This is a genomic window from Streptomyces sp. NPDC001606, from assembly GCF_053596835.1.
In genome coordinates, this window is sequence record NZ_JBSFHC010000013.1 from 163,083 (window position 1) to 188,655 (window position 25,573).

20 protein-coding genes, 1 tRNA gene, 1 rRNA gene and 1 other RNA gene are annotated in these 25,573 nt (G+C 69.3%); 15 read left to right on the forward strand and 8 right to left on the reverse strand.

What is annotated here, in order from left to right; translation table 11 throughout:
- Positions 1 to 85 precede the first annotated feature (85 nt).
- The 4 genes from ACWCV9_RS23760 (at position 86) to ACWCV9_RS23775 (ending at position 5,803) form a co-directional block, all read left to right on the forward strand.
- Positions 86 to 1,780: a copper resistance CopC/CopD family protein gene (locus tag ACWCV9_RS23760; RefSeq protein ID WP_450789318.1), complete on the forward strand. Its 1,695-nt coding sequence runs from the start codon at positions 86 to 88 to the stop codon at positions 1,778 to 1,780.
- Between the two features lie 112 nt (positions 1,781 to 1,892).
- A complete protein-coding gene (locus ACWCV9_RS23765) occupies positions 1,893 to 2,423 on the forward strand; it encodes a SigE family RNA polymerase sigma factor (protein ID WP_450789320.1) in 531 nt (176 codons plus the stop codon).
- Positions 2,420 to 3,214: a hypothetical protein gene (locus tag ACWCV9_RS23770; RefSeq protein ID WP_450789322.1), complete on the forward strand. Its 795-nt coding sequence runs from the start codon at positions 2,420 to 2,422 to the stop codon at positions 3,212 to 3,214. Before ACWCV9_RS23765 ends, ACWCV9_RS23770 begins: the two co-directional genes overlap by 4 nt.
- A 129-nt stretch (positions 3,215 to 3,343) precedes the next feature.
- Positions 3,344 to 5,803 (forward strand): non-reducing end alpha-L-arabinofuranosidase family hydrolase, encoded by a 2,460-nt coding sequence (locus tag ACWCV9_RS23775; protein WP_450789423.1) that lies wholly within the window; start codon positions 3,344 to 3,346, stop codon positions 5,801 to 5,803.
- Positions 5,804 to 5,908: 105 nt separating this feature from the next.
- Here the strand turns inward: ACWCV9_RS23775 and ACWCV9_RS23780 are convergent, their stop codons facing one another.
- A complete protein-coding gene (locus tag ACWCV9_RS23780) occupies positions 5,909 to 7,555 on the reverse strand; it encodes an RICIN domain-containing protein (protein WP_450789324.1) in 1,647 nt (548 codons plus the stop codon).
- Positions 7,556 to 8,215: 660 nt separating this feature from the next.
- On the opposite strand from ACWCV9_RS23780, the gene rrf reads away from it, so the two are divergent.
- A 5S ribosomal RNA gene (rrf, locus tag ACWCV9_RS23785) occupies positions 8,216 to 8,332 on the forward strand.
- A gap of 43 nt (positions 8,333 to 8,375) precedes the next feature.
- Here the strand turns inward: rrf and ACWCV9_RS23790 are convergent.
- Together ACWCV9_RS23790 and ACWCV9_RS23795 are read right to left on the reverse strand one after the other, a co-directional pair.
- A complete protein-coding gene (locus tag ACWCV9_RS23790) occupies positions 8,376 to 9,368 on the reverse strand; it encodes a BsuBI/PstI family type II restriction endonuclease (protein WP_450789326.1) in 993 nt (330 codons plus the stop codon).
- A gap of 159 nt (positions 9,369 to 9,527) precedes the next feature.
- Entirely contained in the window at positions 9,528 to 11,087 is a 1,560-nt protein-coding gene (locus tag ACWCV9_RS23795) for an Eco57I restriction-modification methylase domain-containing protein (protein WP_450789328.1), read from the reverse strand.
- A gap of 544 nt (positions 11,088 to 11,631) precedes the next feature.
- Between ACWCV9_RS23795 and ACWCV9_RS23800 the strand changes: the two genes are divergently transcribed.
- Complete coding sequence (locus ACWCV9_RS23800; RefSeq protein WP_450789330.1) at positions 11,632 to 11,871, forward strand: hypothetical protein; 240 nt, start codon at positions 11,632 to 11,634, stop codon at positions 11,869 to 11,871.
- Positions 11,872 to 11,999: 128 nt separating this feature from the next.
- Here ACWCV9_RS23800 and ACWCV9_RS23805 read toward each other — a convergent pair whose 3' ends face one another.
- A complete protein-coding gene (locus tag ACWCV9_RS23805) occupies positions 12,000 to 12,668 on the reverse strand; it encodes a response regulator (RefSeq protein WP_450789331.1) in 669 nt (222 codons plus the stop codon).
- Positions 12,665 to 13,795, reverse strand: coding sequence for a sensor histidine kinase (locus ACWCV9_RS23810; protein WP_450789333.1), 1,131 nt, complete (start codon positions 13,793 to 13,795; stop codon positions 12,665 to 12,667). The genes ACWCV9_RS23805 and ACWCV9_RS23810 overlap by 4 nt, the downstream gene beginning before the upstream one ends.
- A gap of 120 nt (positions 13,796 to 13,915) precedes the next feature.
- On the opposite strand from ACWCV9_RS23810, the gene ACWCV9_RS23815 reads away from it, so the two are divergent.
- The 4 genes from ACWCV9_RS23815 to ACWCV9_RS23830 all read left to right on the forward strand — a co-directional run bounded on the left by ACWCV9_RS23815 (position 13,916) and on the right by ACWCV9_RS23830 (position 17,870).
- A complete protein-coding gene (locus ACWCV9_RS23815; protein WP_450789335.1) occupies positions 13,916 to 14,098 on the forward strand; it encodes a hypothetical protein in 183 nt (60 codons plus the stop codon).
- Positions 14,099 to 14,111: 13 nt separating this feature from the next.
- Positions 14,112 to 15,044, forward strand: coding sequence for an ABC transporter ATP-binding protein (locus ACWCV9_RS23820; protein WP_450789336.1), 933 nt, complete (start codon positions 14,112 to 14,114; stop codon positions 15,042 to 15,044).
- Entirely contained in the window at positions 15,041 to 16,033 is a 993-nt protein-coding gene (locus ACWCV9_RS23825) for a hypothetical protein (protein ID WP_450789337.1), read from the forward strand. The genes ACWCV9_RS23820 and ACWCV9_RS23825 overlap by 4 nt, the downstream gene beginning before the upstream one ends.
- A gap of 835 nt (positions 16,034 to 16,868) precedes the next feature.
- The gene (locus ACWCV9_RS23830; protein WP_450789338.1) at positions 16,869 to 17,870 is read left to right on the forward strand and encodes a hypothetical protein; all 1,002 of its coding nucleotides are present in this window, start codon (positions 16,869 to 16,871) and stop codon (positions 17,868 to 17,870) included.
- Positions 17,871 to 18,420: 550 nt separating this feature from the next.
- Here the strand turns inward: ACWCV9_RS23830 and ACWCV9_RS23835 are convergent.
- A complete protein-coding gene (locus ACWCV9_RS23835; protein WP_450789424.1) occupies positions 18,421 to 18,795 on the reverse strand; it encodes a hypothetical protein in 375 nt (124 codons plus the stop codon).
- A gap of 89 nt (positions 18,796 to 18,884) precedes the next feature.
- A complete protein-coding gene (locus ACWCV9_RS23840) occupies positions 18,885 to 19,298 on the reverse strand; it encodes an ATP-binding protein (protein WP_450789340.1) in 414 nt (137 codons plus the stop codon).
- A 213-nt stretch (positions 19,299 to 19,511) separates the two neighbouring features.
- On the opposite strand from ACWCV9_RS23840, the gene ACWCV9_RS23845 reads away from it, so the two are divergent.
- A complete protein-coding gene (locus tag ACWCV9_RS23845) occupies positions 19,512 to 19,826 on the forward strand; it encodes a putative quinol monooxygenase (RefSeq protein ID WP_450789342.1) in 315 nt (104 codons plus the stop codon).
- On the forward strand, positions 19,816 to 21,045 hold the full coding sequence (locus ACWCV9_RS23850; protein WP_450789344.1) for a helix-turn-helix domain-containing protein: 1,230 nt from the start codon (positions 19,816 to 19,818) through the stop codon (positions 21,043 to 21,045). The genes ACWCV9_RS23845 and ACWCV9_RS23850 overlap by 11 nt, the downstream gene beginning before the upstream one ends.
- A 261-nt stretch (positions 21,046 to 21,306) precedes the next feature.
- On the opposite strand, the gene ACWCV9_RS23855 is transcribed toward ACWCV9_RS23850, so the two are convergent.
- Positions 21,307 to 21,394: transfer RNA gene (locus ACWCV9_RS23855), tRNA-Ser, on the reverse strand.
- A gap of 73 nt (positions 21,395 to 21,467) precedes the next feature.
- On the opposite strand from ACWCV9_RS23855, the gene ffs reads away from it, so the two are divergent.
- From ffs to purD, 3 genes are all read left to right on the forward strand, one after another.
- An RNA gene (ffs, locus tag ACWCV9_RS23860) (signal recognition particle sRNA small type) lies at positions 21,468 to 21,562 on the forward strand.
- Between the two features lie 50 nt (positions 21,563 to 21,612).
- On the forward strand, positions 21,613 to 24,045 hold the full coding sequence (locus tag ACWCV9_RS23865; protein ID WP_450789346.1) for a DNA polymerase III subunit gamma and tau: 2,433 nt from the start codon (positions 21,613 to 21,615) through the stop codon (positions 24,043 to 24,045).
- 151 nt (positions 24,046 to 24,196) lie between these two features.
- A complete protein-coding gene (gene purD / locus ACWCV9_RS23870; protein WP_450789348.1) occupies positions 24,197 to 25,462 on the forward strand; it encodes a phosphoribosylamine--glycine ligase in 1,266 nt (421 codons plus the stop codon).
- Positions 25,463 to 25,573: the final 111 nt, after the last annotated feature.

The following is a 25,573-nucleotide window of genomic DNA, read 5'->3' on the forward strand; positions in this document are numbered from 1 at the left end:
CGTCGCTCCGTACCTCTACCGAGGCGACAGGCGACAGGCAGCCGAGCGCAGGCGGCAGGCCGGCATCGGGTGAGGGAGGGACCAGGTGGACGACGTGCGCCGGACGGACGAGGCACGCCCGGGCCGCCTTCCGTTGCGGAACCTCCTTCTCGGACTGCTGCTGCTCCCGCTGCTGCTGCTCGGCACCGCGGCCCCCGCCGCGGCGCACGCCGCCCTGCGCGGCACGGACCCCGCCGACGGCAGCGTGGTGCGCACCGCGCCCCGGCAGCTGACCCTCGCCTTCACCGAGTCGGTCGCCCTGCTCACCGACTCCGTCCGGATCTACGACCCGCACAACCACCCCGTCCGCACCGGCCCCGCCGAGCACGCCCCGGGCCGCTCGGACACCGTCCGGGTCGGCTTCCCGGCCCGGGCCGCGTCCGGCACCTACACGGTCGCCTGGCGGGTGGTCTCGGCCGACAGCCACCCGGTGTCCGGCGCGTTCACCTTCTCGGTGGGCGAGCCCAGCGCCACACCGCCGGGGCCGCCGCCGCAGCGCGCGGAGAACCCGGTCACCACCGCCCTGCACACCATCGCCCGCTACCTCGCCTATCTCTCCCTGGCCCTCCTGCTGGGCACAGCGGCGTTCGTGGCGTACTGCCGCCCGTCCACGACGGCCCCCCTGCGCGCCCCGGCCACGGCCGCCGCCGGCACCCTCGTGGCCGCCACCACCGCCGTCTTCCTGCTGCGCGCCCCCTATGAGGAGGGAACGTCCCCCACCAGCGCCCTCACCCTCTCCGCCCTCGCCCACACGGCGACGACCCGCCCCGGCGCGCTGCTCCTCGTCCGCCTGGCGCTGCTGCTCCTGGCCGGTGCCGTCGTGCTGCTGCGGCGGACCCGGCGCACCGCCCTGGTCACCGCGGCGGCCCTCGCCCTGCCCCTGGCGCTGACCTGGACGGCGGCCGGACACGCCGCGGCCGGCATCCAGGTGGTGCCCGCGATCACCGTGGCGACCCTGCATCTGCTGGCCATGGCCGCGTGGCTGGGCGGTCTCGCCGCACTCCTGCGCATCCTGCCGGGCGCCTCCGGCGTCCACACGACGGTGACCCGCTTCTCCCGGCTGGCCCTCGCCTCGGTGGTGGTCCTGGCCGTGACCGGCGCCTACCAGTCCTGGCGCGGCCTCGGCTCCTGGCAGGCGCTCACCGAGACGTCGTACGGCCGCACCCTGCTGGCCAAGCTGGCCGCGGTCGCCGCGCTGCTGCTGGCGGCGGCCTGCTCGCGCACCTGGACGTCCCGGCTGTCCACCGGGGCCGCCCTGCCCCAGCTGCGCCGCTCGGTGCTGGCCGAGGCGGCCGTGGCCCTGGTGGTGATGGTCCTGACGACCCTGCTCACGGCGACCGCCCCGGGGCGCACGGCGACAGAGGAGGCCACCGGGCCCACGGCCACCGCCGGCATCCCGACCGCCTCGGTCACCACCCTCCCCTTCGACACCGGCAGCCCCGGCGGCCACGGCAAGGTGCAGATCACCCTCGACCCCGGCCGGGTCGGCCGCACCTCCGTCCAGGCGGTGGTCTACGGCCCCGACGGCGGCCTGTCCACGGTCCCCGAACTCCGCGTCACCCTGACCCTCGACGCCCGGCGCATCGGCCCCCTGGACACGAGGATCACCGACCGCGGCGGCTACTGGGCCACCGACTCCTTCCGCCTCCCGCTGCCCGGCACCTGGACCCTGAAGGCGACGGTCCGCACCTCGGAGACGGACCAGACGACGGTGTCGGCACCCGTACGGGTCGCCCCGTAGGCCTCCCTGCCGGGTCGGTGGCGGGCGGCGGGCACTGTTAGGCTGCGCCACCCGTTGTTGTTAAACGCGCAACCAACGCGCACATCATCTGCCAGGAGAGGGCGACCGGGGGATGGTCCTCGATGACGCGTCCGCGGAGTTCCATGAGTTCTTCGAGCGCCACTATGCCGAACTCGCCCGTCTCGCACACCTGCTGACCGGCGAGACCGACGCGGCGGACGACCTCGCGGCGGATGCCCTGGTCGCCCTGTGGCAGCGCTGGGACCGGTTGCGGCGGGCCGACCATCCGCTCGCGTACGCCCGCGGTGTGGTGGCCAACCTGGCGCGCGGCCGGATCCGCAGCGCGGTGCGCGAACGACGCCGGATCACGCTGTTCTGGTCGCGCACCACCGAGAAGACGGAGGGGCCGGACGTGGCGGCCGTGCTGGACGTCCGCGGCGCGCTCGCCCGGCTGCCGTTCCGCAAGCGGGCCTGCGTGGTGCTGCGGCACGCCTTCGACCTGTCGGAGAAGGACACGGCGGCGGCGCTGGGCATCTCGGTCGGTACGGTCAAGAGCCAGACCTCGAAGGGCATGGCCGAGCTGGAGAGGATGCTGGGCGCACGCGCGGCCGGGGACCTGGTGGCAGGGAGGAGGAACCGGTGAACGAGGAGATCACCCGTCGGCTGCGCGAGGCCGCCGAGGACCACCGGCCCGACCGCGCAAGGATGCTGGCCCGGGTGCAGCGCGGCATGGCCGGCCCCGCCGTCCGGCACCGCGCGCGGCCGTTCGCGAGGTCCGGGATCAGGATCGCGCTCGCCGGGCTCGCCGCCACCGGCATCCTGGCGACCGGCGGCCTCGCCGTCGCCGCGATCGTCGCGCACTCGTCGCCGCCGGCCACCGTGACCACGCCCGCCACCCCGTCCCCGACCGGCGGCTCCCCGCACCCGACATCGCCCCGACCCGCCCGGCCCACCCCGGTCGCGCCGGCCCCGGTCACCACCCCGGGCAGCGCGCGCCCGACTCCGCCGGCCGGCAGCCCCTCGCCGACCGCCGGCGAGAGCCCCGGCGGCGCGCTGTCGGCGGCCGGCTCCGTGGACCCGAGCAGCACCGTCTACTGGACGCAGAGCAACCTCGTCCTCAAGACGACCCGGCCGCTCACCTCCCTCACCGTCGAGATGCGGATCGTGCAGACCGGCGGGGTGAAGAGCACCGGCACCTGGCAGACCCTGCCGGGCGCCGACTTCACCGTCACCGTCCAGGAGGCCGGCGGCACGCTGGTCTACCGCTGGGTCCTCAAGCCGGGCCTGACCGTGCCGGCCGGGGGGTATGAGTTCGCCGCCCAGTTCAACAACGGCAACGGCAAGCGCACTGCCGCGGGCGACGGCTACCGCGTCGACGCGCAGGGTCCGGGCGGCTCCGGGTCGGTCCGGGGAGGGTTCGTCCCGACCCGCTGAACGCCGCGGCACCCGGGTGGGGGACGGCGAGCGGGAAAACTCCTCCCTCCACCGCGGCAACCCTTTGTGCGCACGGCGGCAACTGACGGGTAACCGGGGCCGGAACAAGGCCCGTTGTGCCAGAAGGACATGCCCTTGTCAGATCAGAACCGCTCTCATCGCCGCCGTCCGGCGGCCCGTCGCGTGCTCGCCGCCGCCGCGGTCCTCGCCGCCGCCGGTGCCGCCGTACCCCTGGTCGCCCAGGCCGCACACACGCCGCACGCCGGGGCGCCGACCCTGGCTGGTGCGGCGTCCGGCAGCGGCCGCTACTTCGGTACGGCAGTGGCCTCGGGCAGGCTCGGCGACTCGACGTACTCCACCGTTCTCGACCGGGAATTCAACATGATCACCCCGGAGAACGAGATGAAGTGGGACGCCACCGAGCCGTCCCGCGGCACCTTCAACTTCGGCCCGGCCGACCAGATCGTCGCCCACGCCTCCGCGCACGGCCAGCGGATGCGCGGCCACACCCTCGTCTGGTACCGCCAGCTGCCCGAGTGGGTGAAGTCCATCACCGACCCGAACACCCTGCGCAGGGTGATGGACAACCACATCACCACGGAGATGTCCCACTACAAGGGCAAGATCTACGCCTGGGACGTGGTCAACGAGGCGTTCGCCGACGGAGGCAGCGGTCAGCACCGCAGCTCGGTCTTCCAGGACGTGCTGGGCAACGGCTTCATCGAGGAGGCGTTCCGCACCGCCCGGGCCGCCGACCCCTCGGCCAAGCTCTGCTACAACGACTACAACATCGAGAACTGGACCGACGCCAAGACGCAGGGCGTCTACGCGATGGTCAAGGACTTCAAGGCGCGCGGCGTACCGATCGACTGCGTCGGCTTCCAGTCCCACTTCGGCGCCGGAGGCCCTCCGGCCGGCTTCCAGACCACCCTGTCCAAGTTCGCCGCGCTCGGCGTGGACGTCCAGATCACCGAGCTGGACATCGCCCAGGCGTCGCCGACGGCGTACGCGGGCGCCGTCCAGGCGTGCATGAACGTCGCCCGCTGCACCGGCATCACGGTGTGGGGGATCCGGGACAGCGACTCCTGGCGCACCGGTGAGAACCCGCTGCTGTTCGACGGGGGCGGCAACAAGAAGCCCGCCTACAGCTCGGTGCTCACCGCCCTGGGCGGCAGCGGCAGCGGCAGCGGCGACGGCACGCAGACCGCGGGCATCACCCCCGGCACCGTCTACACGCTCTCCAACGCGGCCTCCGGACGCGTTCTCGACGAGCCCGCGGGATACAACGGCAACGGCACCCCGCTCCAGGTGTGGGGCGCCGGCGGTGCCTCCAACCAGCAGTGGCGGGCGAGCCAGAACAGCGACGGCTCCTACACGCTGACCAACGTCGCCAGCGGCCGGGTGCTGGACGAGCCGGGCAACCAGACGGCCAACGGCACGAGGGTGCAGGTGTGGGACGCCAACGGCGGCGCCAACCAGCACTGGCGGGCCCACCGGAACGGCGACGGCTCCTACACGCTGACCAACGTCGCCAGCGGCCGGGCGTTGGAGACTCCCGGCGGCCGGACCGCCGACGGCACTCCCGTCCAGATCTGGGACGCGGGCGCCGGCGCCGCCAACCAGCACTGGAACTTCAGGACGTCGGCCGCGACCACGTCCCCGCAGACGGGCAGCACGTGTGCGCTTCCGTCGACGTACCGGTGGACGTCCACGGGTGCGCTGGCGCAGCCGGCGAACGGATGGGACGCGGTGAAGGACTTCACCACCGTCACGTACAACGGCAAGCACCTGGTCTACGCGTCGAGCGTGGCGGGAGCGTCGTACGGCTCGATGATGTTCCGGCCCTTCACGAACTGGTCGGACATGGCGTCGGCCGGCCAGGCCGGGATGAGCCAGTCCGCGGTGGCGCCCACGCTGTTCTACTTCGCGCCCAAGAAGATCTGGGTGCTGGCGTCCCAGTGGGGCGGGTCGGCCTTCACCTACCGCACGTCGAGCGACCCCACCAACCCGGGCGGCTGGTCCGCGCCGCAGCCGCTGTTCACCGGCAGCATCCCCAAGACCGAGTCCTCCACCGGCCCGATCGACCAGACCCTGATCGCCGACGACCGGAACATGTACCTGTTCTTCGCCGGTGACAACGGCAAGATCTACCGGGCGAGCATGCCGATCGGGAACTTCCCGGGCAACTTCGGCTCGTCGTACACGACGGTCATGAGCGACTCGGTGAAGAACCTGTTCGAGGCGCCGCAGGTCTACAAGGTCAAGGGTCAGAACCAGTACCTGATGATCGTCGAGGCGCGGGGCGCGAACGAGCAGCGCTACTTCCGCTCCTTCACCGCCACCAGCCTGAACGGCTCCTGGACCCCGCAGGCCGCCACCGAGAGCAACCCCTTCGCCGGCAAGGCCAACAGCGGTGCCTCCTGGACCAACGACATCAGCCACGGTGACCTGGTCCGCGACAACCCCGACCAGACCATGACCGTCGACCCCTGCAACCTCCAGCTCCTCTACCAGGGCAAGTCGCCTTCCGCGAGCGGTCCCTACGACCGACTGCCGTGGCGGCCGGGTGTCCTCACCCTCCAGCGCTGAACCGGCCTGATCCGGGCTGACCATCCGGGCTGGCCATCCGGCTGACAAGAAGAATGCGACCCCATCTCTTCGATGGGGTCGCATTCGCATGTCTCGCCGGCTTGCCTACTTGAGGGCCGTACCGCCCGCGTTGTGGTAGGCGATGGTCTTGTTGATCAGGTTTCCGCCATCGGTCTCAGCGGTGGTCTGCTCCTGCTGCCCCGGACCGAACAGCAGGCCGGCGATGTGTGCGTTCGCCACCTGGTCCATGTGCCCGAACAGCCAGTCCACCTTGTCGTCCTTGTAGTGGTTCAGGGTGTTGTTCTGCGCCATGTTGCCCACGGGGATCTGCCACAGGACCACCGGCTTGCCCACGGACTCGGCCATCGTCTTGTAGAACGCCAGGCGGGCAGCGGCCTTCTGGTCGTTCCAGAAGGTGTCACGGCCGCCGTGGGCCGGCTGTGCGTACCAGCCCGCATCGCGGTCCGTCACATCGGAGACCAGGAAGTCGGCGTTCTGTGCCCCGAGGCTCGCGTAGTCCTTGACGCACTTCTGGGTGTCGTTCTCCCAGTCGAAGCAGGAAAGGTGCATCCCCACGGCGGCGTTCGGCGCGTACTTGTGCGCCATGCCGACCAGGCAGCGGGAGAGTCCGGCGGCGCTGTTCTCCTGCGATCCGCAGTCCGTCGGATTCGCGGCCGAGACCTGCGCGGCAACCTTGTGCGGATCGCCGAGCGACCGGACGTAACCCCAGAAGTCGGGCTCGATGTCGATCATGTCGTTCGAGTTGCCGATCTTCTGGAGGAAGAACCGGTAGTCGTTCATGTACCGGGTGAGCAGGTCGCGCCGGTTGATGGCCACGACCTCGCCCGGACCGTCGCCCTGGCCCGCAGCGTCCCCGAGGTCGCGCAGCGAGTACCAGGTCCAGAGCATCTTCTGCGGGCGCGGGCTGCCCTTGTACGTCGCGTGGGCCACCACCGAGTCCCGCCAGGTCACGTAGGTGCCGGGCGCCGTGGTGCTGCCGTTCCAGCAGCCCCACCAGCCCGACCAATCGTCGTGGCAGCGCGCCGCCGAGTAGTAGTCCGACGAGGGCGCGGGCTGGCTGTGCACATAGGCGTACCGCACGTCGAACGGCGCGGCGGCCGCCGAGGCGTCGGACATCGAGCCGCCGATGAGCACCGTGCTGCTGCCCATGAAGCGCTTCGCCGAGCTGTCGCCCGGCGCGGTGGGCGTACCGCTGCCGACACTCCCGGCCGGGACCAGCTGCCACTGCTGGTCGGCGCCGCCCCGGTCGCGGTCCTGGACGACGTCGGCCCCGTCGGCCTTGGCGCCGTTGCGGACGTCGACGGCCAGGCCACTGAAGCGATTGACCAGACGGACGTAGCCGTCCTGCGACTTGGCCAGCTTGAACTGCTGGTTGGTGCCGTTCAGGTCCTTCCACTGCACCAGGGCGGAACCGGCGCTCTTCGACCAGCCGAGGTCGTCCAGCACCTTGCCGGAGCTGCGGTTCTGGAGCCGGTAGTAGCCGTCACCCGCGTCGATGAACCGCCACTGCTGGTTGGCCCCGCCGTGGCGCGCCCACTGCACCACCGGCGCGCCGTCGTTCGTGGCGGCACCGCGGTCGTCCAGCACCTTGCCGCTGTTGCGGTTGACCAGCACATACCACTTCTTCAGATCCAGGGTCTTCTGCTCCGCCGAAGCCTGGTTGACCACGACAGCCGAGCCGGCCGCCACCACCAGGGCGAGACCCGCCCAGAAACCCCGACGCGCCAGCAACCGACGGCCACGGTGCTTCGCACGACCACCGCGCTCACCGTCGGCGCGGGACGCCACCGATGACGTGGGCGGGCCGGGGACATGTCTGGGCTCTCGTTCCAGGGACACGCGTGTGCTCTCTTTCAGCCGTTGCGTCTGACCGGACCACTTGGCCGGACACCACCGAGTGGTCGCAGAGGCCGAAAAGGTTGCCGCGGAGATCCACAGATCTTTCGCGAGCCGAGCGACGACGAGGAGGCCCCGACCGCCTTGGCGTCTGGCCGCCTGGCACCAGCAGGAAGCCGCCTTCCCTCCCCACAGAACGCTGTCGAGCAGGGCCCACTGCTTGAGCAGCGCAATGTCCCATGCACTGGCGCCGTCCGGCGAGGGCGCGTCCGTCCCGAGGTGTGCCCCCAGTACGCGTCCCCGGCCGGGACGATCAGCGGGCGGGCTCGGACAGCCAGCACCAGATCATCCGCCGGCTCGCACCCCGGCAACCGGCAGGCACCCTTGCTGCCATGCCTACCGCCCTTGTCCTGCCACGATGAAGGCTCCGATCGAGATCTGGTCGGAGCCTTCATCTGCCCGGTGGGCGACTGCGGAGGATACGGCCATGGCATGGTCCTGCTACCTGTATACTCATCGCTCGAAAGTGCTTGCCCTTGGGCTTGCGCCAAGTTCTTCGGTGACCATAGCGGTGGGGAAACGCCCGGCAACATTCCGAACCCGGAAGCTAAGACTGCCAGCGCCGATGGTACTGCGAGGGGGACCTCGTGGGAGAGTAGGTCGTCGCCGATATCTGTTTGAGGGCCGCTCCGCATCGCGGGGCGGCCCTCGCTGCTTATTCGTGAGTGTCGTCGTAGGGGCCGAGGAAGCGCTCGCCGTTGAAGTGCACCATGTGCGTCTCCTCTTCCGCGACCCAGACTTCCGTTTCCCACGCGATGTCGGCTGCGAACTGTCGGAACTTCTTCTTTGTCTGGAAGGCAGTGACGAAGACCAGTCCCGGACGCGCTCCCTCGAAGAGCTTCTTGAGCTGCGCGACCCGTAGACCGTTGACTGGCCCGGTGGAGGTGACTGCCTCCACGAGCACCAGCCAATCCCTCTCTGTGTAGTGGATGACCACGTCGGGCATCTTGCCGTGGGCATCCACGACCACGCCGAGCTCCGCGAGGTACTCGGGCTTGTTGACGATCCACTTGGAGCCCGTGTCGCCCAGGTAGACGACCGTGCCTCCGGGGGTGAACTGTGATGCGAAGCGTTCGACGACAGCCCCGATGAGTTCGCTGTGCTCGCCAGGGCTCAGCTTGACCTCCGTCCCGTCAGGAAGCCTGACGGGCACTCGGTGAACCGACCTCTCGGCGGCCCAGAGATCGGTCAGCTTCTTCCATTCGGCATGGAATTCGTCAAGCGCGTTGTGCCATGCCGAGGTCCCGTAGGTCGTCAGCGCCTTTATGGCCAGCTGGCTCGGGTGGTATCGATTGTTCTTGTCGTTCGTGGCTCGGCCCGGGGCGTCAGAATTCTTTACGAGGACGCCGGCATCGATGAGCTGGTGGACAGATTCCTTGCGCACGGACTCGCGGCTGTTCGGTGCGTACCTGCTCGGGTCCTTAGTCCCTTTCGGGATGTCGGGATAGTGGACGGCCATCCAATCCATGCACTCGGTGATGCCGAGTGTGTTGGAGTTCGCCTCCGCCCATTCCTTATCCGGGCGGAGGTCCAACATGGCAAGCAGGACCAGGGCGGTCCGGGTGTTCTGCTGCTTCGCGGGCATCCCTAGAGAGGCGAGGATTTCCTTCGCCTCTTTGAGCTTCTTTTCCTGCTGTTCTCTGGTCACTCTCTGGCCCTCCCCAGCCACATCGATGCAGTGAGTGCGGCTCAGGCTACAGGGCCTCTGGGGGTGCGCTGCCAGGCGATGGGGAGCCGCATTCAGAAGCGGCAAGATTCCGCCATGCCCGACGTTAAATCAGCCACTCTGTGGCCGTGCCTGCGGACGCTACGCTTCATCGGGCGAGACGACCTCATCCAGCTCTAGGTGACGTTCGACGAGGTCGTCGAGCTTCTCTTGATCGGGCCACCCGTCCTCTATCCACTCCCTACCAATGGCCTGCAACTGAGCTTCGCTTGGGTAGCGGAGGTTCCTCAGGTCGGTCGCGTTCACCTGTGTGTGACCACTGAACCGACGAATTAGCCGGTCAAGCAGTGTGGAGTTGAGCCAGAAGCAGAGGCCGCGTGCGATGTCCCGGGGGAGGCCGGCCCCTGCCCTGTGGAACACGTTCACGTGGTTCTCGAATCCGACCCGGGAGTGCGGTGTCACCTCGGGATCGAAAACGCTAGCGACCACACGGCGCTTCTCCTCCTTGGAGGAGAGTCGCTTCACCACAACGTAATAGCCAGACGGGAAAGTCATCTTTTCGGTGTCTGGGGTGAGCATGATTGCATTGCTTTTCTTGGCGCCAGGTACAGGCCAATAAATTCCGCCGTTACGCATGTGAAGCGGATAGATGAGAGGAACCGCTCCCCCTTCTGGGTCGGCTCGCAGGTGCTCCTTAGAGCGAAAGTCCACCACGCGTCCGGTAGAAACCTGGCAGTCGATTTGTGTGAGGGTGGCGGGGAGATTGGCATGAGTAGCCGCGAGCTGTGCGTCTTCCTCGTCTGCGCTAATGTGGATGAAGTGCTCGCCATCTTCTGGATGCACCATCTCGCTGTACTCCACCAAGCGGCTACGGATCTCGCCGCCGTAGCTGTGGCTTGAGGAAACGACGATGGGGCCTCGGTCAGACTTGTCGGTCCGTATCGCCGAGAAGATCACGTTTTCCTGGAGCACGTCCGTATCGGCGAATACCTTGTTTCGCGATTCAAACAGGTGTACGCGGTCAATCTGCATTCGGTCCAGAAGATACTTGCGGAACGGTCGGAAGTAAGGGCCATTCGCAAAGCTTCGGGGCGTAATGGCGACGAGCTGGCCGCTTGGAGCGAGGAGACGGATCCCCAGTGCCATGAAGGCCGAGTAGAGGTTCGAGGTCTCTGTGCAGGCCGCAGCGACTGCCCTCCGCTCACGTGAGTTGGCGGCCAGCTTCTTGTAGGGCGGGTTCATGACTACGAGGTCGAACGGATCCCGATCCTCACCGAACAGCCCTGCATCCTCGGTCGCCCAGGCGATGAAGTCGTCCTTCACCAGGGTGGTCTTGACGCTTCCGCCGACCGCTCGGGCCGTACTCGCGCAGTCTTCCAACGTTGCGGAGAGAGTCTCGTGAAGCTGTGGATCGTTCTCGCAAACGGTCACGCTGATCTGGGCTTGTGGCTGCTCCCGGAGGATGCGCGAGACGACCGAGGCGGTCAGAGACCCCGCCCCCGCGCCGGGGTCGAGGAGCCGAATTGAGGCCGCGCGGTCCAGCCTTGCCAACGAGGCAATGAAGTCCGCAGCGGGGGCAGGCGTGAAGTACTGACCTCGCTTCGCACGCTCCTTGGGGTCAAGAGCCGAAGATGACTCCTGCCTCCTCGCTTCCGTGCGGGTCACAAGATCCGTTTCCGCTGCTGCTACCTCTTCCGCCATGGGCACAGCGTAGCCAGATCGCATGGGATCCGATGAGCCTGTGGAAAACCCTTCGTGTGATCGTTTCTGTCGGAATCACGGCTGCTCGCCGAGGGCGGCAAGGCGGAGCGCGAAGCTGTCGGTCTGACCTGCCGGCCCAGGCCTTCCCTTGGTCGGGTAGCGAGGCGCGGAATCTATTAACTGTGGATTCGGCGTAGACCCTCATTCCCTGGCAGAGGAGAAGGCTGCGCAGCCTGCCGACGTGTCCCGATTACAGTTCGTGGGTGCGGCTGCGAGGGGAAGTAGCCCCAGCGGTTGGCGATTGCCTGGATAGCGACGAGTCCGCGGCCCCCGCTGGCGCTGGCGTCGCCGGCGCGAGGGACCAGCGGTCGGGGACCAGGGTCACTGACAGCGAGGATGATGCCGCCGTCGGTGGGCCAGAGCCTCAGGAAGAGCTGGACGAGCTTCTGGTGGTCGTACACGTGCGGGCACGGCCGCCGGGTGCGCGGGGTGACACCTCCACCGGGGACCGTGCCTGCCAGTGATGCCGGTCGTTGCACGACCCATGCGCAAGATCATCACGACTGTAGCCCTCACGGCGGCCACCCTGGCCATCGCCGCCCCCGCCAACGCCGACACCGGCGAGGACCTGGGGAACGCCGTCAACGCCGCGAACAACTGGAACTTCTCCGCTGCAGCGGCCTGCCTCCAAGAGGTGGCCGTCGTTCCTGTCCTCGGTGACTGGGTGGGCGATCACACCCACAACTGCTCGAACGGCAACGTGATCGACCACTCCGGCCGCTAGCCGATCACCGACCCGAATGCCGGACGGCCGGGCCACTTTCGTGCCCCGGCTTGCCATGGGCAGGGGATGCTGGTCCAGGGCCCACTGCTTGAGCGAACGAGACCAGAACCGCGACCACGGCAGGACGCTCAGACGCTGTTTCCGGGGGAGTCCATCAGTCGGCTCTCCCAGGCCCAGGCGGCGATTTCGACACGGTTGCGGACGCCGAGTTTGTTCTGGATGGTCGCCAGGTGGCTCTTGACGGTGCTCAGGGAGATGAACAGGGCGGCAGCGATCTCCTGGTTGGTGCGGCCTCTGGCGATGGCCCGGATCACCTCCGTCTCGCGGGCTGAGAGCGGCTGGGCGGGCCGGGTGGCGGGCGTCGCATGTGCCGGGGCGAGGTTGCGGAGCAGGCGCAGGGTGATGGACGGGGAGATCAGGGCGTCCCCGGCGTGGGCGGCGCGGACGGCTTCGACGAGCAGGGCGGGGGCGGCGCCCTTGAGCACGAAGCCGACCGCACCGGCGCGCAGCGCGCCGTGGACGTACTCGTCCAGGTCGAAGGTGGTGACGATGACCACGCGGAGCGGGTCGGCGACGCCGGGGCCGGCCAGGGCGCGGGTGACGTCGATGCCGTCCAGTCCCGGCATCCGGATGTCGACCAGGCACACGTCCGGGCGCAGCCGGCGGGCCAGTTCGACCGCCTCGGCGCCGTCCGCGGCCTCGCCGACCACGCTGATGTCGTCCTGGTCCTCCAGGATGAGGCGCAGGCCGCCGCGGATCATCGCCTGGTCGTCGGCGAGCAGGACACGGATGCTCAACGGGCCTCCTTCGCGGGGACGGGCAGGGTGGCGCGGACGAGCCACCCGGTGTCCCGGCCGGGTCCGGCGGACAGGTGGCCGCCGAGTGCCTCGACCCGCTCGCGCATGCCGATCAGGCCGTAGCCGCCGTGGTGCTTGCGCGCAACGTGGCCGGACGGGGCGTCGTCGATGACGGTGACCGTCACGGTATTCGGGCCGTGGGTGATGTCGATCTCGGCAAAGCGGGCGTGCGCGGCGTGGCGGGCGACGTTGGTCAGGGCCTCTTGGACGATCCGGTGGACGGTGGTGGCCACCTCGGGTGGCCAGGGGGCCGGTTCCGCGGGCAGCCGCAGGCTCACCTGGGGGCCGTGCCCGTCGAACCTCCGGACCAATTCGGCCAGTTGCTCCGGGCCGGAGGCCACAGGGGTGGTGGTGGCGACGTCGTCGGCGTCGCGCAGCAGACCGACCACCCGGCGCATCGCGGCCAGCGCCTCGCCGCCGGCATCCTCGACGCCGGCGAGGGTGGAGTCCAGGCTCTCGGGCCGACGCCTGGCCATGATCCGGGCGGCTTGCGTCTGGACCACCATGCCGGTGATGTGGTGGGCGACCACGTCGTGCAACTCTCGTGCCAGGGCGAGCCGTTCCTCCTGCCGAACTGCCTCGGCGGTGGCCCGGCGGCGGTGGTCCAGGAAGCGCAGGCCGAGTCCGGCCCCGAGCGCGAGGCTCCAGACCTCGATCCCGACCCGGAACGGGGTGCTCGGCGCCTCGACGGTCAGCAGGCCGGCCGCCATCAGAGACAGTCCGGCCGCGGCGACGGCGGCCGCCTGCCGCCAAGCGAGCGCCCGTACGGCGGAGCCGCCGAGGACGAGCAGCCCCAGCACCGCGCCGGGCCCGGGCTCACCTGGCAGGTGGGCGAACCGAGCGATCACCGCCGCAGTGCCCGCCACCAGCAGCCCGAGGGCCGCCGCCCACCCCCGGTGCCGCTCGCGGCCGAGCGCGATCAGGGACACGAGGGCGCCGACGCTTGCGTCGAAGGCCCAGGTCCGGCCCTGGGCCGCGTACTGGCCGGCCATGATGACGACGGTGAGGGCGAACAGCAGCCCCAATCCCGCGTTGACCAACGCCGTCGGGCGCTTCGCTGCAATCACCCGGGCCACGCTAGGCGATCCCCGTCCGGCCCCGAACCAGCCGAAAGTACGACTCGACGGCCGACGGACCATACCTTCGGTCGCTGTGGCGGCCTGCGGGGTCCGCACAGGCTGGGCCCCATGGTTGATCTCATCTCCGCACCTACCCTGCTCGCCACGGCGGCGTCCCAAGCCGAGAAGACCGAGCGGAGCCCGTTGCTCTACGCCTGGTGGGCGCTCAATCTGGCCGTCCTCATCGCGGTCGGCTACGGCGTGTACCGCCTCGTCCAGTCGTTGCGCGCCAAGCGCGCCCGGCGTGGTTGACCGGGGGAGCGACATGACACCGGTCCTCGAAGCCGTGAAGCTGGGCAAGCGGTACGGCCGCCGCCACGCGCTCACTGACATCGACCTGAACGTCCCGCCCGGCCGGGTGATCGGGCTGGTCGGCCCGAACGGCGCGGGCAAGTCGACGCTGCTGCAACTGGCCTGTGGACTGATCACGCCCAGCTCGGGCACGATCCGCGTGCTGGGCGACACCCCCGCCGCCGGTCCGGCCCACCTGGCCAAGGTGGGCTTCGTCGCCCAGGACACCCCGGTCTACGCCGACCTGTCCGTCGCCGACCACCTGCGGATGGGTGCCCGGCTCAACCCGGGCTGGGACGCGGACCTCGCCCACCGCCGACTCGCCCGGATCGACCTCGACCCCCGGCACAAGGCCGGCCAGCTTTCCGGCGGCCAGCGCGCCCAGCTCGCCCTGACCATCGCCGCCGCCAAACGCCCCGAGCTGCTGATCTTCGACGAGCCCGCCGCCGCCCTGGACCCGCTGGCGCGGCACGCGTTCCTAGACAACCTGATGGAGTCCGTCACCGAACTCGGTGCCGCCGCCATCCTCTCCTCCCACGCCCTCCCCGACGTGGAGCGGGTGTGCGACCACCTGATCGTACTGGCCGACTCGCGCATCCAACTGGCCGGTGACGTCGCGGAGGTGGTCGCCGGCCACGTCCGGCTGACCGCCCGCCGCGCGGACCTCGCGACGCTGCCCGCCGGTGCCGAGACCATCCTGCGCACGGACCGCACCGAACACGAGAGCACCGCCGTGGTGCGCGCCGATCGCGCGCTGCTGGCCGGTGGCCCCTGGGCCGTCGCCGAGGTCGGCCTCGAAGAGCTGGTGCTCGCCTACCTCGGACGGGTGGAACAGTCCCGCCCCCGATCCTCACCCGGTCTCCGGCCGGGGGCGCCCTCATCGACCGCCGCGGAGGTTCACCGATGATCTGGATGACCTGGCGCCAGTTCCGCGCCCAGGCACTCGTGGGCCTCGGAGCACTCGTGCTCCTGGCCGTCTACCTGGTCGTACTGGGTGGTCAGATCCACGGCGCGTACGACGACACCCTCGCCCACTGCGCCACCCGCGACGCCTGCGCGGGACCGCTCGGCGCCTTCGCCGACCGCTACAGCCTCCAGGCCGACCTGCTCGGCTACCTGCTGCTCGCCGTCCCAGGCGTCATCGGCGTGTTCTGGGGAGCTCCGCTGATCGCCCGGGAACTGGAAGCCGGTACCCACCGCCTGGTGTGGAACCAGAGCGTGACCCGCAGCCGCTGGTTCGCCGCCAAACTCGGACTGGTCGGCCTGCTGAGCGTGGCTACCGCCGGCCTGTACAGCCTGCTGCTGACGTGGGCGACCGGCCCGGTCACCACCGTCCTCAACAACCGCTTCGAGCCGGTGCTCTTTGCCTCCCGCAACCTCGCCCCGCTCGGCTACGCGGCCTTCTCCTTCGTCCTGGGCGCCACCCTTGGCCTGGTTCTGCGCCGCGCCGTCCCGGCCATGGCCGCCACCCTCGTGGTCTTCGCCGCTCTCCAGATCACCGTCCCCGCCCTGATCCGTCCCCACTACCAGGCGCCGACCCGCACCTCGGTCCCGCTCACCGCCGAACTGATCGGCCGCCTCACCAAGATCGGCACCTACGGAGACATCGGCGGTCTGCGCATCCCCGGTGGCCCCTGGGTCGTCGAGACCAGCGCTATCCTCGACTCCTCCGGCAAGGAGGTCGGCCACACCCCCTGGTTCCAGGACTGCATGGACCACAGCTCGCTCTCCGAACTGCCAAGCTGCCTCGCCAAGGGCAACGTCCACGTGGAGATCGCCGAACAGCCGGCCGACCGCTACTGGACCTTCCAGTACCTGGAGACCGCGCTCTTCGCCGCCCTGACGGCCCTCGTGGCCGCCCTCGCCTTCTGGCGGATCCGCCGGCATCCGGTCTGACGGAACGCGCCGCGGCTGCTCGTGTCCCGACAACACCGAAGGCCCCGACCGGCGAACCGGTCGGGGCCTTCGTGAAGGCGGAGGATACGACGCTGTGTTGCTGTACTTCGCTGCTGTACCGCAATCACAGTTTTACTCGCCCTGCCTCGCGAGTCTCCAGCCGTAGTACACAAGCGGGCTGCCTGGGCGCGCGACGCTGACGCACCTGACCCAGCTAGTCAGTCCTCTCCCGCCAGAGGGTGGCCAGCGTGATCGCCGTCTGGGCTCCCGCCCCAACGTCCGCGAACGCAGTAATGATCAAGCCGACTGAGACGCAGGTGAGTCCCATCACAAGATCATGCCGCAGGTCGGGCTCCGGCATGCAGGACTGCAGTGACTTCTCCACAGCGGAGAGAAGCCGTACTCTCTTCACTCGTGTTCCTCTCTAACCCTGGGACACCTCCGAACGGCTCTCCCGTGGCACCGGGAGGGCCGTTTGCTCTGCCCGCAGTGCGGCAGCGCTAGATCAGTACAAGCCCGACGCATTGTTCACAGCAAACCCTGCACGGGGGTGATGAACAATCGCGAACAATGTCTTGACGGGACACGCGAGAGGCCAGTTGCGGCAATCCGGTGGCGAACCGACCCGAAAAGCTGAACAATCGCCACCACCCCGACGCCCTTCTGAACATTGGGAGCCCCTGTGGCCGGTCGCAACCTCAAGCCTCTGCCCAGTGACGGACGTCCGCGTACGCAGTTCGCTCAAGCCCTCCGCTCACTACGCCAGCAAGCCGGGTCCCCTCCCTACAGACTTCTGGTTGAAAAAGTGGGCTACACCCTTGCCACATACTCATCCATGTTCAATGGAACGACTTTACCTGAGAAAGATCAGCTGCTCGATCTTGTCGCATATTTGAACGGTGATCCACAGGAATGGTCTCGTCGTCTCGCCAACGCCGTTGCAGCTGAGGAAAGATGGAACCTCGGCACAGATTCGCGAACCGCTTCGACTGCAGAGCTGGAGGCGCTGAAAGCCGAAATTGAAGGGTATCGGCTTATCGCAAGTGACCCGGAGTCAATTTTTGCCCAGGCGACTCGAATGCAGGAAGACGCCCAGAAAAGAATAAATGCCGCCCTAGAAGTAGAAGCGCACTTGCGCGTCGCGATCGCTGCGATAGAGAGGCAGCTGGATGAGGCAAAAGCAGGCGTTCCACTGGCACAGGAGAAGGCGCAAGAGGTCATCAATCAGGCCCGGGCGACTGCACGACGAATCGAGTATGACGCTCACACTGAGGCGAAGACTCGTCTAGCAGAAGCCAACGAGGCAGCCAGAAACTTGATTGCTAGAGCGGAGGCGGAAGCAAGCAGAATCATTGACCAAGCCGGCACCGAGAGTCGGAGGGTTCGCGCAGACGCTGGACGCATTGTTGACCAACTACTACTGGAGGGTGACCAGTACCTCGAGGAGGCGAGGGTGGACCGTTTGCAGGGAGAGTTGGAGAGGCAGCGAGGCGAGGCACTTGTCGAGCGAATGAAGCTGCGCGCTAAGATCGATCTCGCTCAAGTTATTATGCAGGCGCAACAAAAGCTAGCCGACGTTGGAGCTACGGAAGATTCCGCATTGCTCGATATCCTGCTTCAGGATCTTGGCATCAACGAACTTACCATTGGCTCCGAAGAAACGCGGGGCCGGCATCGAAAGGTTGCATCGCAATCATCAAGCGGAGATACCCGTCCGACGGGGCTGAAATCAGAGGCGTTCAATAATGACTTTGTCATGCATGACGTGAAACCAAAGGCGGCTCTCCCTCATCGGCGAAAGGCTCCAAGCAACGTGACGAAGGACTCACAACACTGAATACCGTCTGACGGTTTGACTAAACACCTGCACGGCCTATCCGGTCGCCACCGACAAGCCGAATGCCAGCAACGGTTCAGATATTGGGCCCGCCTTTTAGGGCGCTTTCCGACCTGACCATGCGTGTACTCAGGTACTAAGTCGCCGATTTACGCGGTTCTCCATGTCCGTCACGTATCAAGGTTGTCCCATTCGTCCCCAGCGCTGTAAATTTCTCGAAGTGAGTAGGGGTGGGCTAAGCGGTGCTCGCCACTGTTGGCCCCCAGCTTCCATCCCGTACGCCATGGGCGCGTCTGCTCGGCTCTGCCTGGGTCGATGGTGTGCGGGATGGGAGCCCCCGCATCCGCCACGATGGACCCGCGGGCGGCGACAGTGCCCCCTCCATCCCGATGCCGGCCGATCCCCCGCCGGAGGCACTGTTCTGACCGGGGCCGCACTCTGAGGTGATCGACTCATGGCCACCGGCCCTATCCACCTGTGGGCGCGCGTCGGCGCAGCGCGGGCGGAGCGGAGCGCAGCCGGGGCTTGAACCCGTAGAGAAAGTTGTAACTCAGTCGGGCTTCTGGGGCTTGAAGTCATGGGCACAGTTCGGGAGTTCGGCGCCCTGGCGGTGCAAGAGCGGCAGGAAGACCACGGGGCGGATCGTCCACGTGATGCGGATGTCCTCGTGGGTCACCGACACCGTGCAGGGTTCGCTACGCAGGAGCGCGCGCCTGGTCTCGATGCGGCCGTCGTACAGCCACTCCCATGCAGCGTCCGACGCGTCTGCGTCGAGGGCTGATGAGATCGTTCGGAGAATGACCGCTACCCACCGGTCCGCCTGAGGAGCTGTGTAGGCGTCGAAGGATGCCAGGAGCGCCGGCTCCTGCTGCTCGGTGAGGTGCTGCGTCCAGCACTCGCACCAGTAGCCACGTCGGGGCCCCATCACCACAGGGCCGCCTCCTTTCGTGGTCTCGGGACTGCTGCCGCGGCTGTGAGATGACTGAGGCAGGTCATGGGCGTCCCGCTCGGCGTTCAGAGACACGGCGCCGACTCCTGAAGGTTGACCAGGACACCGAGTTCCGCGGTGACCGTTCGGCCGGACTCGTCCCCCTGGACCGTGACGCTGTCAGCGAGGGCGGCGACCAGGGCGAGCCCGCGGCCGTGGGTCGCGTTGAGCGGTGGGTCCTGAACCTCGGGCGTGGACTTCGTGTGGCCGCAGTCGGTCACCGCGATCGTGAGCACCCGATCGGCGACGGTGAGGCTGACGCGGAAGGCGCCGGCACTCTCGCCGCTGGCGGTGTGGGTGACGGCGTTGGTGCCGAGTTCGGTGACGATCAGCTCGGCGTCCTCGGAGCGCGGGTGGCCATTCAGGGTGGCTCGGATCCAGCGGCGCGCGGTGCTGAGTTCTTGAGGGTGCCCGGGGAAGGTGCGTCCGTGGGTGGGCATGGCGTCCTCCATGGCGGTGACCTGCTGTCTTCCGTGCCATCGGGGGCGACCGGCTGACACGGACCATGCAGAGCCGTACAATTAGTACTAGCACCGTACCGAATGTGCGCGTACTGAGAGTGCGGGTTCGTACTTTTCGTGCGAGCGGTCGGCGCATAGCGTTCGCCGGGTGGTCTGGTGCTGGCCTGGAAGCCGATGGAGAGAGGACCTCGCATGTTCGGACTGATGGTGCGCTTCACCTGCAAGGACGAGGCGTCGGCGGCGGCGTTCGATGACCTCGTGGCGCGGACCGGCGAGCTGATCCGGGCGAACGAGCCCGGGACGGTGATCTACGCGGTGCACCGCGTTGACGGGCGGCCCTTGGAGCGCGTGTTCTACGAGCTGTACCGGGACAAGGACGCCTTCGAGGAGCACGAGTCGAAGGACTACGTCCGCGCCTTCCTCTCCGAGCGGGACCAGTACCTTTCCGCCACAGAGGTCGACCGTCTGGACTTCGTGTCCGGCAAGGGCGTGGACGTTGAGCACTGAGTATCAAAAGGCGCTGGGTCGCAAGATCGCCTTCCATCGCAAACGGCGCGGACTGTCGCAGAAGGAGTTCGCCGGTCTCCTCGGGCGATCGGAAGCGTGGGTGTCCCAGGTGGAGCGGGGCGTACGACGCATCGACCGGATGACCGTGCTGGAGAAGGTCGCCGAGGTGCTGGAGGTGCCGATCGCCGAATTGGCGGCCGAGGCTCCCATCGTGGCGTCCGTGGCCGAAGGCGAGCCACCGGGTGCGAGTCGGCTGCGACTGGTGCTGAGTTCCGCGCACTCGCTCAAGGCGATTCTCGGCCGACAGGGCGCACCCCCGGATGTGCAGGCACTCCGGGCCGAGGTCGACCGCGCTTGGTCGCTGACGCATCAGGGCAACTACGCCGACCTGGCCGATCTGCTCGAAGGGCTCGTTCCGCGGCTGGAGTCGGCCACCCGCTCGGTGTCAGAGGCCGAGCGTCCCGAACTCTTCCGGTTGCTCGCGGTCATGTATCACACGTGCAGCGGGGCGCTCGCGAACCTGGGAGAACCTGAGGCGGCCTGGATCGCCGTTGACCGTGCCGTTGTCGCCGCCGAGCGAGCCGGTGATCCGCTGCTGATGGCAGCCGGCGAGTTCCGGCTCTCCATCGTCTTCCTCGGTGCGCGCCACTTCGAGCAGGCGGCGCAAGCGTCGGGCAGTGCGGCTGACGCTTTGCAGTCCCTCGCGGAGTCGGGGCAGATCGAGGCGGTGGCGCTGCGGGGTGCGCTGACGTTGCAACGGGCGGTCGCCGCCGCTCGGCTGAACCTGGCCGATGAGGCGTACGGCTTCCTCCGTGATGCTCGCGCCATGGCCGAGCGGGTCGGTGATGGGCGCAACGACTACAACACGGAGTTCGGGCCCACCAACGTCGGCTTGCACGAGGTGTCGGTCGCGGTCGACCTCGGAGACGCCGGCGTTGCCCTTCGGGCCGCGCAGGCAGTCGACGCATCGGGACTGTCCGCAGAGCGGCAGACACGGTTCCAGATCGACGTGGCCAGGGCCTATGCCCAGCGACGTCAGGTTGCTGACGCCGTATCGGCGCTGCTGAAGGCACGGGAACAGTCGCCGGAGATGGTGCGGTCCTTGCCGATGGTCAAGCAGCTCGTGGCCGATCTTCTGACCATGAGCCAGCCCCCGTCCGAGGAGCTGCGCGCCCTGGCGGGAGAGTTGGGCGTACACGAAGTACGGACTGGTACCTGAAGTACTAGACAGTACTTGGAGTACGGGTTACTGTGGTTGGCGTCGGCACGCCCCCTTCGCGTCCTGCGAAGTTGGTGTGCGGGCATGCGAACGGGCCGGAGCAGGAAGGCAGACCTGCACCGGCGCGTGAGTGAGAGGGCCACAGAAGGGTGCCGCCCGGCACCGAAGGAAAAGCCGACTGAGACGGAAACTGAGGCGGACAACGTCGAAGGGCCCCACTGCGAACAGTGGGGCCCTTCGACATCGTGCCCGGTGAGGCACTGGCGGAGGATACGAGATTCGAACTCGTGAGGGGTTGCCCCCAACACGCTTTCCAAGCGTGCGCCCTAGGCCTCTAGGCGAATCCTCCGCGGCAAACATTACATGACCGACGGGAGTGCTTGCGAACTCGTTCTCGCAGGCCGGCATCGGGTACGCTGTGCACAGCCCCTCACGCGGCGCTATCTGACTGAACTCCCCCAGGGCCGGAAGGCAGCAAGGGTAGGTCGGCTCTGGCGGGTGCGTGGGGGGCGTTCGCGTCCCTGCGGCCGGGGCCCTTTGTCGGTGGGCGCCTATAACCTCGTATGCGTGTCGTCTCTCGCGCTGTACCGCCGCTACCGTCCCGAGACCTTTGCCGAGGTCATCGGGCAGGAGCATGTCACCGACCCGTTGCAGCAGGCGCTGCGGAACAACCGGGTCAATCACGCGTACCTGTTCAGCGGACCGCGTGGCTGCGGGAAGACCACCAGCGCGCGCATCCTCGCCCGCTGTCTGAACTGTGAGCAGGGTCCCACCCCGACCCCGTGCGGGGAGTGCCAGTCCTGCCAGGACCTCGCCCGCAACGGCCCGGGTTCGATCGACGTCATCGAGATCGACGCCGCCTCCCACGGTGGCGTGGACGACGCCCGCGAGCTGCGCGAGAAGGCCTTCTTCGGGCCCGCGAGCAGCCGCTACAAGATCTACATCATCGACGAGGCCCACATGGTCACGTCGGCCGGCTTCAACGCGCTCCTGAAGGTCGTTGAGGAGCCGCCGGAGCATCTGAAGTTCATCTTCGCCACCACCGAGCCGGAGAAGGTCATCGGGACCATCCGGTCCCGGACCCACCACTACCCCTTCCGGCTCGTGCCCCCCGGCACCCTGCGGGAGTACCTCGCCGAGGTGTGCCAGAAGGAGGGCATCGCGGTCGAGGAAGGCGTGCTGCCGCTGGTCGTGCGCGCCGGTGCCGGCTCGGTCCGTGACTCCATGTCCGTCATGGACCAGCTCCTCGCCGGTGCGGGCGCGGAGGGTGTGACCTATGCCATGGCCACCTCCCTCCTCGGCTACACCGACGGCTCGCTGCTCGACTCCGTCGTGGAGGCCTTCGCCACCGGTGACGGGGCCGCGGCCTTCGAGGTCGTGGACCACGTCATCGAGGGCGGGAACGACCCGCGGCGGTTCGTCGCCGACCTGCTGGAGCGGCTGCGCGACCTGGTGATCCTCGCGGCCGTCCCGGACGCCACGGAGAAGGGGCTCATCGACGCCCCGGCCGACGTCCTGGAGCGCATGCAGGCCCAGGCTTCCACCTTCGGCGCCGCCGAGCTGAGCCGCGCCGCCGACCTGGTCAACGAGGGCCTGACGGAGATGCGCGGCGCCACCTCGCCCCGGCTCCAGCTGGAGCTGATCTGCGCGCGCGTGCTGCTGCCCGCCGCGTACGGCGACGAGCGCTCGGTGATGGCCCGCCTGGACCGCCTGGAGCGCGGCGTCAACTTCTCGGCCGGGAGCGGCGCGCCCGCCATGGGGTACGTCCCCGGTCCCGAGGCCCATGGGGGCCACGGCGGCGGTGCCCCCGTGCCGTCGGTGCCGCCCGGCGGCGGCCCCGCCGCGGCCCGCGCGGCCGTACGGTCCAACGGCGGTGGCCCGGGGACCCCCGCTCCGGCCGCTCCCCCTACGACGGCTCCGGCCCCGTCTGCCTCTCCGGCCACTCCTGCCGGGCCGTCCGCCCCGGCCGCGCCCACCGGCGTGCCGACGCCCCCTGCCCCGGCCCCCGCAGCACCTGCTCCCACCGCGCCCGAGCCCGCCGTACCCGAGCCCGCCGCACCCGAGCCCGCGGCTCCCGCCCCGGCGGCGGCCGGGTCCGCCCCCGGCGCCTGGCCCACCGCCGCCCCGGCGGGCGCAGGCCGGCGGCCCGGCGGCTGGCCCACGGCCGCCGCTCCGGGCAGCGGACCGGCCGGACCGGGCGGCCAAGGCGGTCAGGTCGGTCAGACCGGTCAGGGCGGACCGCAGGCGCAGGCCACCCCGAGCCGTCCCGCGGCCGCACAGCCGCAGCACCAGCCCCAGCACCACCCCGCGCCGGCCGCCACTGCCCCCGCACCGGTCCCGGCCGCCGCTCCCGTCGGCGGTCTCGACCCCCGCGCGCTGTGGCCGAACATCCTGGAGGCCGTCAAGAACCGCCGCCGCTTCACCTGGATCCTGCTCAGCCAGAACGCCCAGGTGACCGGCTTCGACGGCACCACCCTCCAGCTCGGCTTCGTCAACGCAGGCGCCCGCGACAACTTCGCCGGCAGCGGCAGCGAGGACGTGCTGCGGGCGGCGCTGGCCGAGCAGTTCAACGTGCAATGGAAGATCGAGGCGGTCGTCGACCCGTCCGGCGGCTCCGCGCCCCCGGCCGGCGCGCAGGGCTTCGGCACAGGCGGCTACGGCGGCGCCTCGGCGGGCGGTTACGGCGGCGCGTCCGCGGGCGGTCACGGCAGCGCGCCCGGCGGTGGCTACGGCGCCTCCTCGGCCCCCCGCCCCGCCGCCCCCCAGCAGGGCGCGCCCCAGGCCTCCGCCGGGCAGGGCCGTCCGGGGGCCCAGTCGGCGCCCCCCTCCGCCCCCCAGCGGTCGGCGGCCCCGGAACCGCCGCCCATGCCTCCGGTGGCCCCGGAGGACGACATCCCGGAGGACGACGACCCGGACCTGGACGAGTCGGCCCTCTCCGGGCATGAACTGATCGTCCGGGAGCTGGGGGCGACCGTGGTGGAGGAGTTCTCCAACGAGTAGACGAGCAACGGAGGCCTCCCGAATGAGCAGCGGAGGCCTCCGAGTAGACGAGTAGCGGAGGCCTCCCGCACGAGGAGAAGAGGCCCTTTGGAGGAAAGTCCGACAAACCCGGGCCCCGGGCTTCGGCAACCTTGCCAGTAGGCTGACCCCCGTGAAGGTCCTCGTCATCGGCAGCGGCGCCCGCGAACACGCCCTGTGCCACTCCCTGTCCCTCGACCCCGACGTCACCGCGCTGCACTGCGCCCCCGGCAACGCCGGCATCGCCGAGGTCGCCGAGCTGCACCCGGTCGACGCGCTCGACGGCGCGGCCGTGGCCGGGCTGGCCGGCCGCCTCGGCGCCGACCTGGTCGTCGTGGGCCCGGAGGCCCCGCTGGTCGCCGGGGTCGCCGATGCCGTCCGCGAGGCCGGCATCCCCGTCTTCGGCCCCTCCCGCGAGGCCGCCCGTCTGGAAGGCTCCAAGGCCTTCGCCAAGGACGTCATGGCGGCGGCCGGGGTGCCCACCGCCCGCTCGTACGTCTGCACCACGCCGGAGGAGGTCGCCGACGCCCTGGACGCCTTCGGTCCCCCCTACGTCGTCAAGGACGACGGGCTGGCCGCCGGCAAGGGCGTGGTCGTCACCGACGACCTGGCCGCCGCCAAGGAGCACGCGGCCGGCTGCGAGCGCGTGGTCATCGAGGAGTTCCTGGACGGCCCCGAGGTCTCCCTCTTCGCCGTGACCGACGGCGTGACGGTCGTCCCGCTCCAGCCCGCCCAGGACTTCAAGCGCGCCCTGGACGGCGACGAGGGCCCGAACACCGGCGGCATGGGCGCGTACTCCCCGCTGCCGTGGGCCGACCCCAAGCTCGTCGACGAGGTGCTCCAGACGGTGCTCCAGCCGACGGTGGACGAGCTGCACCGCCGCGGCACCCCGTTCTCCGGGCTGCTCTACGCCGGTCTGGCCATCACCAGCCGCGGTGTCCGGGTCATCGAGTTCAACGCCCGCTTCGGCGACCCCGAGACCCAGGTCGTGCTGGCCCGGCTGAGGACCCCGCTGGCCGGTGTCCTGCTGGCCGCCGCGACCGGCACCCTCGCCGATCTGGCGCCGCTGCGCTGGAGCGAGGACGCGGCCGTCACCGTGGTCGTCGCCTCGCACAACTACCCCGGCGCCCCGCGCACCGGCGACCCCATCACCGGCCTGGACGAGGTGGCCGCCGAGGACGCCCCGCACGCGTACGTGCTGCACGCCGGGACCCGGCGGGACGGCGACGCGGTCGTCAGCGCGGGCGGCCGGGTGCTGTCCGTCACGGCGACCGGCAAGGACCTGACCGAGGCGCGCGAGCGCGCGTACCGGGCGGTGGGCCGGATCCGCCTCGACGGCTCCCAGCACCGCACGGACATCGCGGCCAAGGCGGCGGCAGAGGCGGCCACCCAGGCGTAAGCCGAGGTGACGGCAGCGGACGTACCCGATCGGGCCCCGGAACGGAATCCGGGGCCCGATCTTTGCTTTCTGTCACCCACCTCTGCCCAAAGCCATTCCATCGAGTGAGCA